The 13,761-nt window shown below is 64.8% G+C and carries 10 protein-coding genes, 1 tRNA gene and 1 pseudogene; all 12 read right to left on the minus strand.

Annotated features, from left to right (window positions below):
• Positions 1–70: 70 nt before the first annotated feature.
• Entirely contained in the window at positions 71–532 is a 462-nt protein-coding gene (locus D7Y11_RS24115) for a hypothetical protein (RefSeq protein WP_120577865.1), read from the minus strand.
• A 178-nt stretch (positions 533–710) separates the two neighbouring features.
• The gene (rpoC, locus tag D7Y11_RS24120) at positions 711–4,922 is read right to left on the minus strand and encodes a DNA-directed RNA polymerase subunit beta' (protein WP_120577864.1); all 4,212 of its coding nucleotides are present in this window, start codon (positions 4,920–4,922) and stop codon (positions 711–713) included.
• 132 nt (positions 4,923–5,054) lie between these two features.
• Positions 5,055–9,281, minus strand: a complete 4,227-nt coding sequence (rpoB, locus tag D7Y11_RS24125) for a DNA-directed RNA polymerase subunit beta (RefSeq protein WP_120577863.1) — start codon at positions 9,279–9,281, stop codon at positions 5,055–5,057.
• 181 nt (positions 9,282–9,462) lie between these two features.
• Positions 9,463–9,834: a 50S ribosomal protein L7/L12 gene (gene rplL / locus D7Y11_RS24130; RefSeq protein ID WP_120577862.1), complete on the minus strand. Its 372-nt coding sequence runs from the start codon at positions 9,832–9,834 to the stop codon at positions 9,463–9,465.
• 89 nt (positions 9,835–9,923) lie between these two features.
• Positions 9,924–10,445, minus strand: coding sequence for a 50S ribosomal protein L10 (rplJ, locus tag D7Y11_RS24135; RefSeq protein WP_120577861.1), 522 nt, complete (start codon positions 10,443–10,445; stop codon positions 9,924–9,926).
• Positions 10,446–10,841: 396 nt separating this feature from the next.
• Positions 10,842–11,555 (minus strand): 50S ribosomal protein L1, encoded by a 714-nt coding sequence (gene rplA / locus D7Y11_RS24140; RefSeq protein WP_120577860.1) that lies wholly within the window; start codon positions 11,553–11,555, stop codon positions 10,842–10,844.
• 28 nt (positions 11,556–11,583) lie between these two features.
• Positions 11,584–12,030, minus strand: coding sequence for a 50S ribosomal protein L11 (gene rplK / locus D7Y11_RS24145; RefSeq protein ID WP_120577859.1), 447 nt, complete (start codon positions 12,028–12,030; stop codon positions 11,584–11,586).
• Positions 12,031–12,138: 108 nt separating this feature from the next.
• The gene (nusG, locus tag D7Y11_RS24150) at positions 12,139–12,687 is read right to left on the minus strand and encodes a transcription termination/antitermination protein NusG (protein ID WP_014397772.1); all 549 of its coding nucleotides are present in this window, start codon (positions 12,685–12,687) and stop codon (positions 12,139–12,141) included.
• Positions 12,687–13,130, minus strand: a complete 444-nt coding sequence (secE, locus tag D7Y11_RS24155; protein WP_120577858.1) for a preprotein translocase subunit SecE — start codon at positions 13,128–13,130, stop codon at positions 12,687–12,689. Before secE ends, nusG begins: the two co-directional genes overlap by 1 nt.
• A gap of 88 nt (positions 13,131–13,218) precedes the next feature.
• Positions 13,219–13,294, minus strand: a tRNA-Trp gene (locus tag D7Y11_RS24160).
• A gap of 23 nt (positions 13,295–13,317) precedes the next feature.
• Positions 13,318–13,482, minus strand: a complete 165-nt coding sequence (rpmG, locus tag D7Y11_RS24165; protein WP_002617522.1) for a 50S ribosomal protein L33 — start codon at positions 13,480–13,482, stop codon at positions 13,318–13,320.
• Positions 13,483–13,576: 94 nt separating this feature from the next.
• Positions 13,577–13,761, minus strand: a pseudogene (gene tuf, locus D7Y11_RS24170) (elongation factor Tu); the annotation flags it as partial.

Consider the following 13,761-nt stretch of genomic DNA (forward strand, 5'->3'; position numbering starts at 1 on the left):
GCGGAAGGAACCCTGGGCATTCAAAGGGGTTTGCGACCTAAGCACACCCCATGGGTGATGAAAACGCTGCTCAGGCCCGCGGAGAAGACGCCGCGCCGCCCGAATTCTTGGTCGTCCGGTGGGCACGACGGGTGGGCTTCAGGAGCACATCCAGCTTCTTCGACAGGCGGCTCAGCTCTCGGGTGATCTGCTCCACCTGGGACTGGCTGGCAACTCCCACCGCCTCCACGACCTTCGTCTGGAGCCCGTCCAGCCGCTTGCGCAGCTCCCCGCTCGCGGCGTCCACCTTCTTGCTCAACTCCTGCACGCGAGGGTCGGCGCGCAGCTCACCAGCCTGGACCTTCGTCCACAGGGTCTGGACCTCCTTCGCCGCCACCTGGCCCCGCGTCTCCAGCGCACGGAAGGCCTTGTTCGCCTCCCCTTCCAGGCCCTGGAACCGCTTCTGCGCCTCGGAGAACCGCCCCTTCAGGTAGGCCTCCACGTTCTGCGTCACGCCCGTCTTCTCGTCAGCCTTCGCACTCGTCGTCGCCATGTCGCGCTCCCCCCCGGGTGTTCCGGGTCTCACAACGTGATGCGTCAAAATAACGCACCGCGACATACTGTCAAGCGAACAGGCAGTGGAGTGTGCAAAACGAGAAAGCCGCCGCCCCGGTATGACACCAGGACGGCGGCTGACTCACGAAGCGTCAGGGACGCTTCTTACGGAAGAACTAGGCGACGTCAGTGGACCGGGTGTCCGGCCGCGACGGCGGAGGAGCCAGCGGGCCGGTGTCGCCGTGGGTGGCGGCCAGGGCGGCCTCCATCTCGTTGACCTCGTCCGTGGGGCTCTCCACCTCGATGTCGAGGTGCTTGTAGTTCGGCAGGCCCGTGCCGGCGGGGATGAGCCGGCCCATGATGACGTTCTCCTTGAGGCCGCGCAGGTAGTCCACCTTGCCGTTGATGGCGGCCTCGGTGAGCACCTTCGTGGTCTCCTGGAACGACGCCGAGGAGATGAACGACTCGGTGGAGAGCGACGCCTTGGTGATGCCGAGCAGCAGGGGCTCGCCCACGGCCGGGCGCTTCCCTTCGGACATGACCTTCTCGTTCTCCTCCTCGAACACCCACTTCTCGACCTGCTCGTCGACCAGGAAGTTGGTGTCGCCCACGTCGGTGACGCGCACCCGGCGCAGCATCTGCCGGACGATCGTCTCGATGTGCTTGTCGTTGATCTTCACGCCCTGCAGTCGGTAGACCTCCTGCACTTCGTCCACCAGGTAGCGCGCGAGTTCCTTCTCGCCCAGCACCTTGAGGATGTCGTGCGGGTTGGCCGCGCCGTCCATCATCGCCTCGCCGGCCTTCACGCGGTCGCCGGAGTGGACGTTGATGCTCTTGCCCTTGGAGATCAGGTACTCCTTGGCCAGGTCCGCGCGCTGCTCGCCGCCCACCTCGGGGGTGATGATGAGCTTGCGCTTGCCCTTGGTGTCCTTGCCGAAGGACACCACGCCGTCGATCTCCGCGATCGCCGCCGCATCCTTGGGCTTGCGCGCCTCGAAGAGCTCGGCCACGCGGGGCAGACCGCCCGTGATGTCCTTGGTCTTCGTGGTCTCGCGCGGCACCTTGGCGATGACCTCGCCCGCGGAGATCTCATCCTGGTCGTTGACCGTGATGATCGCGCCCTGGGGCAGGAAGTAGCTCGCCTGGTTCTTGGAGGACGGCAGGTCCTTCACGTTGCCGGCCGCGTCGCGGATGGTGACGCGCGGACGCGCCTCCGGGTCCTTGGACTCGATGACCGTCTTGCGCGACAGACCCGTCACCTCGTCGAGCGTCTCGGACATCGTCACGCCTTCGATGATGTCCTCGTAGCGCACGACACCGCCCACTTCCGTGAGCAGCGGGATGGCGAACGGGTCCCACTCGGCCACCAGCACGCCCGGCTCCAGCTTCTGGCCTTCCTTCACCAGGATGCGGGCGCCGTAGATGATCTGGTAGCGCTCGCGCTCGCGGCCCGACTCGTCGACGACGACGATCTCGCCGTTGCGGTTCATGGCCACCAGCGTGCCGTCCGCCTTCTGCACCGTGTTCAGGCCCGCGAACTTCACGGAGCCCGCGTAGCGGTTCTCAAGGCTGGACTGTTCCGCGCGACGGGTCGCCGCACCACCGATGTGGAAGGTGCGCATCGTGAGCTGCGTTCCCGGCTCACCGATGGACTGCGCCGCGATGACGCCCACGGCCTCGCCCACGGACACCTTGCGGCCACGCGCCAGGTCACGGCCGTAGCACTCCACGCAGATGCCGCGCTTGGCCTGGCACGTGAGCACCGAGCGGATCTTCACCTTGTCCAGACCGCTGTTCTCGATGCGGCGGACGCGCTCCTCGTCGATCTCCTCGTTGGCGCGCACCAGCACCTCGCCCGTCACCGGGTCGAGGATGTCGTCCAGGGCCACGCGGCCCAGGATGCGCTCACCCAGCGGCTCGATGATCTCGCCGCCCTCGACCAGGGCGCCGATGAACAGACCGTCCATGGTGCCGCAGTCGTACTCGTTGATGATGGCGTCCTGCGCCACGTCCACGAGACGGCGGGTGAGGTAACCGGAGTTGGCCGTCTTGAGCGCCGTGTCCGCCAGACCCTTACGGGCGCCGTGCGTGGAGATGAAGTACTGGAGCACGGAGAGGCCTTCACGGAAGTTGGCCGTGATGGGCGTCTCGATGATTTCGCCGGAGGGCTTCGCCATCAGGCCGCGCATACCCGCCAGCTGGCGGATCTGCTGGGCGCTGCCGCGGGCGCCGGAGTCGGCCATGATGTAGATGGGGTTGAACGACGGCTGCTTGCGCGTGATGCGCTTGCCGTCCACGTCCCCGGAAGCCTCGTCCTGGGAGATCTGCTGCATCATCTCCTGGGCGACCTTCTCGGTGATCTCCGCCCAGATATCGATGACCTTGTTGTAGCGCTCACCGTCGGTGATGAGGCCTTCCAGGTACTGGTTCTCGATCTCCGCCACTTCCTTGCGCGCGTAGTCCAGGAACTCCTGCTTCTTCGCAGGGATGATCATGTCCTTGAGCGCGATGGAGATACCGGCGCGGGTCGCGTGGAAGTAGCCCGCGCTGCGGATGCGGTCCGCCAGCAGCACCGTCTCCTTCTCGCCCGTGAGGCGGTAGCAGAGGTCGATGAGGTTACCGAGCGACTTCTTGTCGAGCACCTTGTTGATGGCGTCGAAGCCCACGCGGCGCGGAACGACTTCCCACAGCAGCACGCGGCCGACCGTGGTCTCCTTGCGCTTGCCGTCGATGCGGCACACCACCTTGGCCTGCAGGTGGACCTCACCGTGGTCGTACGCGGCGCGCACCTCGTCCGGCGACGCGAACACGCGGCCTTCGCCGTTGGCGAACTCGCGGGCGCGCGTCATGTAGTAGATGCCGAGCACCATGTCCTGCGTCGGGACGATGATGGGCTTGCCGTTCGCGGGGCTGAGGATGTTGTTCGTCGACATCATCAGCACGCGCGCTTCCATCTGAGCCTCGATGGACAGCGGCACGTGCACGGCCATCTGGTCGCCGTCGAAGTCCGCGTTGAACGCGGCGCACACCAGCGGGTGCAGCTGGATGGCCTTGCCTTCGATGAGCACGGGCTCGAAGGCCTGCATGCCCAGGCGGTGCAGCGTGGGGGCGCGGTTGAGGAGCACCGGGTGCTCGCGGATCACGTCCTCGAGGATGTCCCAGACCTCCGGACGCTCCTTCTCCACCATCTTCTTCGCCGACTTGATGGTGGTGACGTAGCCCTTCTCTTCAAGCTTGTTGTAGATGAACGGCTTGAAGAGCTCGAGCGCCATGATCTTCGGCAGGCCGCACTGGTGCAGGCGCAGCTCGGGACCGACGACGATGACGGAGCGGCCCGAGTAGTCCACGCGCTTGCCGAGCAGGTTCTGACGGAACCGGCCCTGCTTGCCCTTGAGCATGTCGGACAGCGACTTCAGCGGCCGCTTGTTCGGGCCGGTGATGGTCTTGCCGCGGCGGCCGTTGTCGAACAGCGCGTCCACGGCCTCCTGGAGCATCCGCTTCTCGTTGCGGATGATGATGTCCGGCGCGTTCAGTTCCTGGAGCCGCTTGAGGCGGTTGTTCCGGTTGATGACGCGGCGGTACAGGTCGTTGAGGTCGGAGGTCGCGAAGCGGCCGCCGTCCAGGGGCACCAGCGGGCGCAGGTCGGGCGGGATGACCGGGATGACGTCCAGCATCATCCACTCCGGCTTGTTGCCGGAGACACGGAACGCTTCCGCCACCTTCAGGCGCTTGGCGTACTTCTTCCGCTTCGCCTCGCTGGTGGTCTCGCGCATGTCCTTGCGCAGTTCCTCGGACAGCTTCTCCACGTCCAGGGACTTGAGCATCTCGCGGACGGCCTCACCGCCCATGCCCGCGGAGAACGAGTCCTCACCGTGCTCCTGGAAGAGCCGGTGCATCTTCTCCTCGGAGATCAGCTCGCCCTTCTGGAGCGGCGTCGCCTTGGGGTCGATGACCATGTAGCTCTCGCAGTACAGCACCTTCTCCATCTCCTTGAGGGTGATGTCGAGCAGGTTGCCGATGCGGCTGGGCAGCGACTTGAGGAACCAGATGTGGGCCACGGGCGTGGCCAGCGTGATGTGTCCCAGGCGCTCACGGCGCACCTTGGACTGAATCACCTCCACGCCGCACTTCTCGCACACGACGCCACGGTGCTTCATGCGCTTGTACTTGCCGCAGTTGCACTCGTAGTCCTTCACCGGCCCGAAGATGCGGGCGCAGAACAGGCCGTCCCGCTCCGGCTTGAAGGTGCGGTAGTTGATCGTCTCCGGCTTCTTCACCTCGCCGTGCGACCACTGACGGATCTTGTCGGGCGACGCCAGCGCGATGCGGATGGCGTTGAACGACAGCGGGTCCTTCGGCTTCTCGAAGAAGTTGAAAATGTCCTTCACGTTGCCTCCGAAAACTTATGAGCGCTCAAGGCGCCAAACGTTTCGGGCCCCCGCCCTGCGCCCGGCCAGCCGCTCCCTCCAAGAGGAAGCAGCCAGCCGGTCAGGCGGGCGCACCGGCTACTTTGAAAAGGCCTAGGCCTCGGTCCCGGACTTCCGGTCCTCGCCGTCGCCGCCACCCAGGAAGTCACCGCCGAAGCTGCGCTGCCGCTCCGGGGGCGCGCTCTCCAGCAGCTCCACGTCCAGGGCCAGCGACTGGAGCTCCTTGAGGAGCACGTTGAACGACTCGGGCAGGCCGGACTCCAGGACGTTGTCGCCCTTGACGATCGCCTCGTACATGCGCGTGCGGCCCACCACGTCGTCCGACTTGACCGTGAGGAACTCCTGCAGCGTGTACGCCGCGCCGTAGGCCTCCATCGCCCAGACTTCCATCTCGCCCAGACGCTGACCGCCGAACTGGGCCTTGCCGCCCAGGGGCTGCTGCGTGACGAGCGAGTAGGGCCCGATGGAACGGGCGTGGATCTTCTCGTCCACCAGGTGGTGTAGCTTGAGCATGTACATCACGCCCACGGTGACGTTCTGGTCGAACGGCTCACCCGTGCGGCCGTCGAAGAGCACCATCTGACCGGAGCGCGGCAGCCGGCCCTCGTCGAAGAGGGCGTGCAGCTCCGTCTCGCGAGCGCCGTCGAACACCGGCGTCGCCACGTGGATGCCCTTCTTCAGGCGGCGGCAGAGGTCCTGGACCTCCTGGTCGGACAGGCCGTCCACGAAGTCGCCGAAGGCCTTGTCGTCGTAGACGGTCTTCAGCTGCTTCTTGAGCTGCTCGCCGCTGAAGTTCTCTTCGATGTAGCGCTGCAGCTGCTCGCCCACGCCCTTCGCGGCCCAGCCCAGGTGGACCTCGAGGATCTGCCCGATGTTCATGCGGCTGGGAACGCCGAGCGGGTTGAGGACGATGTCCACCGGACGGCCATCCTCCAGGTACGGCATGTCCTCCTCGGGGAGGACGCGGGACACGACGCCCTTGTTGCCGTGGCGGCCGGCCATCTTGTCGCCCACCGCCAGCTTGCGCTTGATGGCGACGTACACCTTCACCATCTTGATGACGCCCGGGGGGAGCTCGTCGCCCTTCTTGATGCGGGCGATCTTCTCGCCGAAGGCCAGCTTCACGGCCTCCTTCGTCTCCTCCAGGCTGCGCAGGATGTCGCGCAGGCGCGCGTCCAGCGGGTCGCCCACGGAGATCTCGCCCCAGTACTTGTACGGCACCGTGGCCAGCAGCTCGTCGTTGAGGATGTCCCCCTTCTTCAGGAGGATCTTCCCCTTGTCGTCCACGAGCTTGCCCTGGACCTCCTTGCCGCGGACCAGCCCGCGGAGGCGGCTGTACGCGGAGTCCTGGAGGACCTTGATCTCGTCGTTCTGGTCCTTGAGGAGCTTCGCCTCCTCCATGGACTCGATCTGCTTGGCGCGCTCGTCCTTCTCCACGCCCTTGCGGCTGAACACCTTGGCGTTGATGACGGTGCCGACAACGCCCGGGGGCACGCGCAGCGAGCTGTCGCGCACGTCGCCGGCCTTCTCACCGAAGATGGCGCGCAGCAGCTTCTCTTCGGGGGAGAGCTGGGTCTCGCCCTTCGGAGTGATCTTGCCCACCAGCACGTCGCCGGGCTTCACCTCGGCGCCGATGCGGATGATGCCGCTCTCGTCCAGGTCCTTGAGGGCTTCCTCACCCACGTTCGGGATGTCGCGGGTGATCTCCTCCTTGCCCAGCTTGGTGTCGCGCGCGATGCACTCGAACTCCTCGATGTGGATGGACGTGAAGACGTCCTCCTTGAGGATGCGCTCGCTGAGCAGGATGGAGTCTTCGAAGTTGTAGCCCTGCCACGGCATGAACGCGACGACGATGTTCTGTCCCAGCGCCAGCTCACCGGTCTCGGTGGCCGGGCCGTCCGCGATCACGTCGCCCTTCTTCACCCGGTCACCCTTGCGGATGATGGGCTTCTGGTTGAGGCACGTGTTCTGGTTGGAGCGCTGGTACTTGAGCAGGTTGTAGATGTCCACTTCGCTGGACACGTCGCTCAGGGCCGCGTTGGAGTCCGCCTTCACCACGATGCGGCCGGCGTCCACCGACTCCACGACGCCGTCACGGCGGGCCACGCACGTCACGCCCGAGTCGCGCGCGACGATGGCCTCGATGCCCGTACCCACGAGCGGCGCGGACGTGCGCAGCAGCGGCACGGCCTGGCGCTGCATGTTGGAACCCATGAGCGCGCGGTTCGCGTCGTCGTTCTCCAGGAACGGGATGAGGGAGGCGGCCACCGACACCAGCTGGTTCGGGGACACGTCCATCAGGTCCACGTCCTCGGCCTTGACCTGGACGAACTCGCCGCTGCGGCGGCTCTGCACCAGCTCGTTGACGAACTTGCCCTTCTTGTCCGTCTCCGCGTTCGCCTGGGCGATGGTGTGCTTCTCCTCCTCGAGCGCCGAGTAGAAGGCCACGTCCCCCGTCACGCTGCCCGCGTCCACCTTGCGGTACGGCGTCTCCACGAAGCCGAACTCGTTGACACGCGCGTAGGTCGACAGCGACGCGATGAGGCCGATGTTCGGGCCTTCCGGCGTCTCGATGGGGCAGATGCGGCCGTAGTGCGTCGGGTGCACGTCGCGGACTTCGAAGCCCGCGCGCTCACGCGTGAGGCCGCCAGGCCCAAGGGCCGACAGACGGCGCTTGTGCGTGACTTCCGAGAGCGGGTTCGTCTGGTCCATGAACTGCGACAGCTGGCTGGACCCGAAGAACTCCTTGATCACCGCCGTCACCGGCTTGGCGTTGATCAGGTCGTGCGGCATGAGCGTCTCGATCTCCTGGAGGCTCATGCGCTCCTTGATCGCGCGCTCCATGCGGACGAGGCCGATGCGGTACTGGTTCTCCAGGAGCTCGCCCACCGCGCGGACGCGGCGGTTGCCCAGGTGGTCGATGTCGTCGATCGTCCCCTTGCCGTTCTTCAGGTCGATCAGGTAGCGGATGACCTCCAGGATGTCGCGCTTGGTCAGGATCTGACCGTCGAGGGGCTCCTCGAGGCTGAACTTGAAGTTCAGCTTGAGGCGGCCGACCTTGGACAGGTCGTAGCGCTCAGGGTTGAAGAACAGGTTGCTGAACAGGTTCGTCGCCGTCTCCGGCGTCGGGGGATCACCCGGGCGCAGACGCCGGTAGATCTCCATGATCGCCTGCTCGGGCGACTCGATCTTGTCCAGCATCAACGTCTCACGCAGGTACGGACCCACGTTGAGGTTGTCGATGAAGAGGACCTTGAACTCCTTGATTTCGCGCTTGAGGAGCTCGTCCACCTTCTCCTGCGAGACCTCCTCGTTGCACTCGAGGATGACCTCACCGGTGTTCTCGTCCACCACGTCGTAGGCGGACACCTTGGTGAAGAGCTCGTCCGCGTCGATGGGCAGCTTGGTCATCTTCGCCGCCTCAAGCTTCTTGATGGCGGCGCGCGTGAACTTGCGGTTCTTCTTGACGATCAACTCACCGGACTTGGTCTTGATGTCGCGCGTGGCGCGCTGACCCGGCAGGAGCTCCAGCTCGACGGACTTCTCGAAGTCCGCGGCGCTCTGCAGGTAGATGGTCTCGGTGGCGTAGTAGTAGTTGAGGATCTCCTCGGTCGAACCCTTGAAGTCGAGCGGGTTCTTCTTCGCCGTGTCACCGACGGCGCCCAGGGCGCGGATGAGCACGGTGGCCGGCAGCTTGCGGCGCCGGTCGATGCGCACGTACAGCAGGTCCTTGTGGTCGAACTCGAAGTCGATCCACGAGCCGCGGTACGGGATGATGCGGGCGTTGTAGAGCAGCTTGCCCGACGAGTGGCTCTTGCCCTTGTCGTGGTCGAAGAACGCACCCGGGCTGCGGTGCAGCTGGCTCACCACGACACGCTCGGTGCCGTTGATGATGAACGTACCGTTCTGGGTCATCAGCGGGATTTCGCCGAAGTAGACCTCTTGCTCCTTCACGTCGCGGATGGACTGGGCGCCGGTCTCCTCGTCCTTGTCCCAGACGACCAGGCGCACGACGACCTTGATAGGCGCCGAGTAGGTCATTCCACGCTGGTGGCACTCATCGACGTCGTACTTCGGCTTCTCCAGGTGATAGCTGACAAACTCCAGCGAGGAGGTCTCGTTGAAGTCCCGGATCGGGAAGACGGACTTGAAGACACCCTGAAGGCCAAGATCCTCACGCTTCTCCGGGGCGATGTCGGCCTGGAGGAACTTCTCGTAGGATTGCTTCTGGATGTTGATGAGATTGGGAATGTCGATGATCTTCGCGATTTTGGCGAAGGTCTTCCGCACGCGGAAATTGTTCTGGATCTGCGTCGGCATTCGGTCTCCGGGGACGGCTGCTCGGGCGGGGCAAACTTCAGTAACGCGCGGCGGCGCCGGGAAATTTGGCAAATGTCAAATGGGCAAAGCCGGCGCCCCAGCATAGGGAGCGCCGGCCTGCTCATCCGATCAGGCGGCTACCCGGGATTTCCCGGAAGAACAGGGTAGCCCCTGCACAGAACTACTTGATCTCGACGGTGGCGCCAGCGGCGACGAGCTGGTCCTTGATCTTCTTGGCGTCGTCCTTGTTGACGCTTTCCTTGACCGTCTTGGGCGCGCCCTCGACCAGGTCCTTGGCCTCCTTCAGGCCCAGGCCGGTGATGGCGCGGATCTCCTTGATGACGTTGATCTTGTTGGCGCCGGCGTTCGCCAGCACCACGTTGAACTCCGTCTTCTCCTCAACAGGAGCGGCGGCGGCGGCGGGGCCCGCGGAGGCAACGGCCACGGCGGCGGCGGAAACGCCCCACTTGTTCTCCAGCATCTTCACGAGCTCGCCCGCCTCGAGGACGGTGAGCTTCGAGAGTTCTTCAGCAATCGCGTTCAAATCGGCCATGGAACTGTTCCTTCTGGTTGACTAACGGCCGGCGACCCATTTGGGCGGCTCGGCCGAAGAGGTTGCGGCAGAAAAACTTCTCGGGACGATTACTGACCCTGCGCCTTGTCCGCGTGCGCTTGGATGACGCGCGCGAGCTGCGACCCGGGGGCCGCGATGGTCCGGACCAGCTTGCCTGCAGGCTGGTTGAGCATGCCGAGCAACATCCCGCGCAGCTCATTGAGGCCCGGCAGCTTCGCCAGTGCCTTCACGCCGTTGGCGTCGACCTTTTTACCGGCGACGACGGCGCTACGGACCTTGATGGTCTCCATGTCCTTGATGAAATCCATCAGGATCTTCGCAGGAGCCACCTCGTCGTCGTAGCTGATGCACAGCGCCACGGGACCCGTGAAGTCATCAGAAATCGCGGAGACGGTCGTACCCTGAGCGGCACGGCGCGCCAGCGTGTTCTTGATGACCTTGTACTCGACCTTGCCCTCGCGGAACTTGCGACGCAGCTTGGTGACGGTCTCGACGTTCACCTTGGAGGACTCCACGAGCACCGCGGTCTTGGTCCGCGCAAACTTCTCGTGAAGGTCCTTGATCATCTCTTCCTTCTCGCTCTTCAGCACCTTGACTCACCTCCTTCATGGCCCGACCTGACGGTCGGGCGTGATGCCTGGGCCAAAGTGGCAGAGCGAGAGAGGAGCCTCCGAGAGGCACCACACCGCACCTCCAGTCTCGGCAGGGCTGACCTTGCGGTCGTTTGAACCAGGAGCGGATGGACGGCCCGACCGGTTGCCCGGTTCCCAACGGACGCGTCTTCTCCAATCCAGGTCCCTGCTGTCATGAACCAGGTCGGAACGCCGCGTCTCTCGACATGGCGCCCCAATTGCAAAAGCCGGGGGCCTATACCCCCGGCTTTCGCAAAGATCCAGCACTTTCTAACGGACCGACGTTCACGGGCGACAGGATTGACGCTCCCCGTCAGGGAGCGCACCCTTCCCTGCCCGTTCTGGCACCCGCGATTAGCGGTGACGCGCCAGGATTTCCGTGGTGTCGAGCTTGATGCCCGGCCCCATGGTCGTCGAGATGGCGATGCCCTGCAGGTACACGCCCTTGGCGGTGGCCGGCTTGAGCTTCATCACCAGGTCCACCAGCGCGTTGAAGTTCGCCTCGAGCTTGTCCGCGGGGAAGGAGGCCTTGCCCATCTTCGCGTGGACGATGCCCGCCTTCTCAGCGCGGAAGTCGACCTTACCGCCCTTGGAGTCGCGGATGGCCTTGGCGACGTCCATGGTCACCGTGCCGACCTTCGGGTTCGGCATGAGGCCACGGGGACCGAGCACCTTACCGAGGCGGCCGACGATGCCCATCATGTCCGGCGTCGCGATGACGGTGTCGAAGTCGAGGAAGCCCTCCTCGATGCGCTTCTGGAGGTCCTCGGCGCCGACGATGTCCGCGCCGGCGTTGGTGGCCTCGGTGGCGCGCTCGCCCTTGGCGAACACGGCCACGCGCACGGTGGCGCCGGTGCCGTGCGGGAGCACCACGGCGCCACGGACCATCTGGTCCGCGTGCTTCGGGTCCACGCCCAGGTTGATGGCGACGTCGACCGTCTGGTCGTACTTGGTCGCGCGGGTATCCACCGTCTTCTTCAGCAGCGCGAAGCCCTCGGCGACGGCGTAGCGCTTGTTGCGGTCCACCAGCTCGTTGGACGCGCGGAACTTCTTTCCATTGGTAGCCATGGCAGGAATCCTTGAGATGTAGGGCGGGCTAACCGACGACGTCGATGCCCATGGAGCGCGCGGTGCCGGCAATGGTGTTCATGCAGGCTTCGAGGGACGCGGCGGTGGTGTCCTGGATCTTCTTGTTGGCGATCTCCTCGAGCTGCTTGCGAGTGATCTGCCCCACCTTCTCCTTGCCCGGCTTCTTCGCGCCCGAACCCTTCTTCTTCTCCGTGTGGAGACCCGCGGCCTTCTTGATGAGGATGGCGGCGGGAGGGGTCTTCAGGATGAAGGTGAAGGAGCGGTCCTGATACACGGTGATGATCACCGGGATGATCAGACCCTCCTTGGCCTCCGCCTGCGTCTTGGCGTTGAACTGCTTGCAGAACTCCATGATGTTCACGCCCTGCTGACCGAGCGCGGGACCAATCGGCGGGGCGGGGTTCGCCTTGCCGGCGGGAATCTGCAACTTGACCTGACCTGTGACCTTCTTCATCGGCGGACTGCTGCCTTTCGAGAGGGTGGTTCCAACGGGCCGCCAGACGGGGCGACCCTCCCACCCGTTGATCCGCGCCCGTTACCCGGGCGCGGAAGACTTGTGAAACTAGCCGGTGGTCTTCTCCACCTGCATGAAGTCGAGCTCCACGGGGGTCGCACGGCCGAAGATGCTGACGAGCACGCGCACGCGGCCCTTCTCCGGGTTGACCTCTTCCACGGTGCCATTGAAGTTGGCGAACGGACCGTCGATGACGCGCACCGTATCGCTGGTCTCGAACTGGACCTTGGGCTTGGCTTTGTGGGCGCCCTCGGTGACCTGCGCGGTGAGACGCTCGACCTCGCGGTCCGACATGGGCCGGGGCTGCTCGTTCTGGCCGACGCCCGGGAACCCCGTCACCTTGGAGGTGTTCTTCACCAGGTGGACGGTGGTGTCGCTGAGCTCCATCTGGACGAAGATGTAGCCCGGAAACAGCTTGCGGCGGGTGGTCTTCTTCTCGCCGTTCACCATCTCCACGACCTGCTCCATGGGGATGAGGATCTCACCAATCAGATCCTGGTCCTGCAGGCCCTTGAGGCGCACCTGCTCTTCCAGGTTCTTCTTCGCCTGGTTCTCGTAGTTCGAGTAGGTCTGGACCGTGAACCATTTCTTCGCCATTACAGCTTCCCCCACAGGGCAGGCAGCCACTCCACCATCAAGTTGTAGGCGACGGTGTCGATGCAGAAGAGCAGAACGGCCGCCACCAGCGAGGCGACGACCACGGCCATGGTCGACGCGCGAGTCTCCGACCAGGTAGGCCAGGTGACCTTCATCAACTCGGACGCCACGTCGATGGAGAGGGTGTGCGTGCGGGGGTGGAAGTAGGCCGCCAGCACCAGGGCGAGGGCGACCACGTAGCCCACCAGCGTCGACACACGCCAGCCGAGGCCTTCGAAGAGCTCCACGTCGCTCCAGCCGAACCGGCTCCAGAGCAACCCGAAGACGTGCTCCAGGAAGAGGGCCAGGACGATGCCGGTGACGAGATAGAAGATGACCACGAGCCGCTTGGGGTCGATGCCCGAGCGGTTAGCCTGCTGGCTGGCCTCAGATGCCGTCGCCATGGTGCCTCACGAGGGAGTGCGGAAGCGGGACTGCGAAAAGGCAGGGACCCCCGGCACCGCTCGGTACCGGGGGTCCCTGTACTGAAGCTGGCAGGCCAGGAGGGATTCGAACCCCCAACACGCGGATTTGGAGACCGCTGCTCTACCGTTGGAGCTACTGGCCTAAACCTTCATGGAAACCGACGACCTAGACCTTGCCTTCCTTGTGGTCCGTGTGCTTGCGGCAGCGAGGGCAAAACTTGCTCAGCTCAAGCTTGTCCTGGCTCTTCCGCTTGTTCTTCGTGGTCGTGTAGTTCCGCTCTTTGCACGTGGTGCACTCGAGCGAGATGATGGAGCGATTACCCTTAGGCATGGTTCATTTCACCAGATGCGAGAAGGGAAGGCTACAAAAGCAGCCCTCCCCTCCGCAACTCAGTGCCCGTGAAAGCCGGTCGGCGGGAAGCCGACTAGGCGATGATCTCCGCAACGACGCCGGCGCCCACCGTACGGCCACCCTCGCGAACGGCGAACCGGAGCTCCTTCTCCATCGCGACCGGGGTGATGAGCTCCACCTCGATGGCGATGTTGTCGCCCGGCATGACCATCTCGACGTTGTCCGGCAGCTTCACCGTGCCCGTCACGTCCGTGGTGC

The organism is Corallococcus sp. AB018, assembly GCF_003986945.1.
Lineage (GTDB): Bacteria > Myxococcota > Myxococcia > Myxococcales > Myxococcaceae > Corallococcus > Corallococcus exiguus.

Excerpts from the sequence above, each read along its gene's own strand:
- D7Y11_RS24115 (WP_120577865.1), bottom strand. The coding sequence starts at position 532 with ATGGCGACGACGAGTGCGAAGGCTGACGAGAAGACGGGCGTGACGCAG.
- rpoB (WP_120577863.1), bottom strand. The coding sequence starts at position 9,281 with ATGCCGACGCAGATCCAGAACAATTTCCGCGTGCGGAAGACCTTCGCC.
- rplL (WP_120577862.1), bottom strand. The coding sequence starts at position 9,834 with ATGGCCGATTTGAACGCGATTGCTGAAGAACTCTCGAAGCTCACCGTC.
- rplA (WP_120577860.1), bottom strand. The coding sequence starts at position 11,555 with ATGGCTACCAATGGAAAGAAGTTCCGCGCGTCCAACGAGCTGGTGGAC.
- rplK (WP_120577859.1), bottom strand. The coding sequence starts at position 12,030 with ATGAAGAAGGTCACAGGTCAGGTCAAGTTGCAGATTCCCGCCGGCAAG.
- nusG (WP_014397772.1), bottom strand. The coding sequence starts at position 12,687 with ATGGCGAAGAAATGGTTCACGGTCCAGACCTACTCGAACTACGAGAAC.
- secE (WP_120577858.1), bottom strand. The coding sequence starts at position 13,130 with ATGGCGACGGCATCTGAGGCCAGCCAGCAGGCTAACCGCTCGGGCATC.
- rpmG (WP_002617522.1), bottom strand. The coding sequence starts at position 13,482 with ATGCCTAAGGGTAATCGCTCCATCATCTCGCTCGAGTGCACCACGTGC.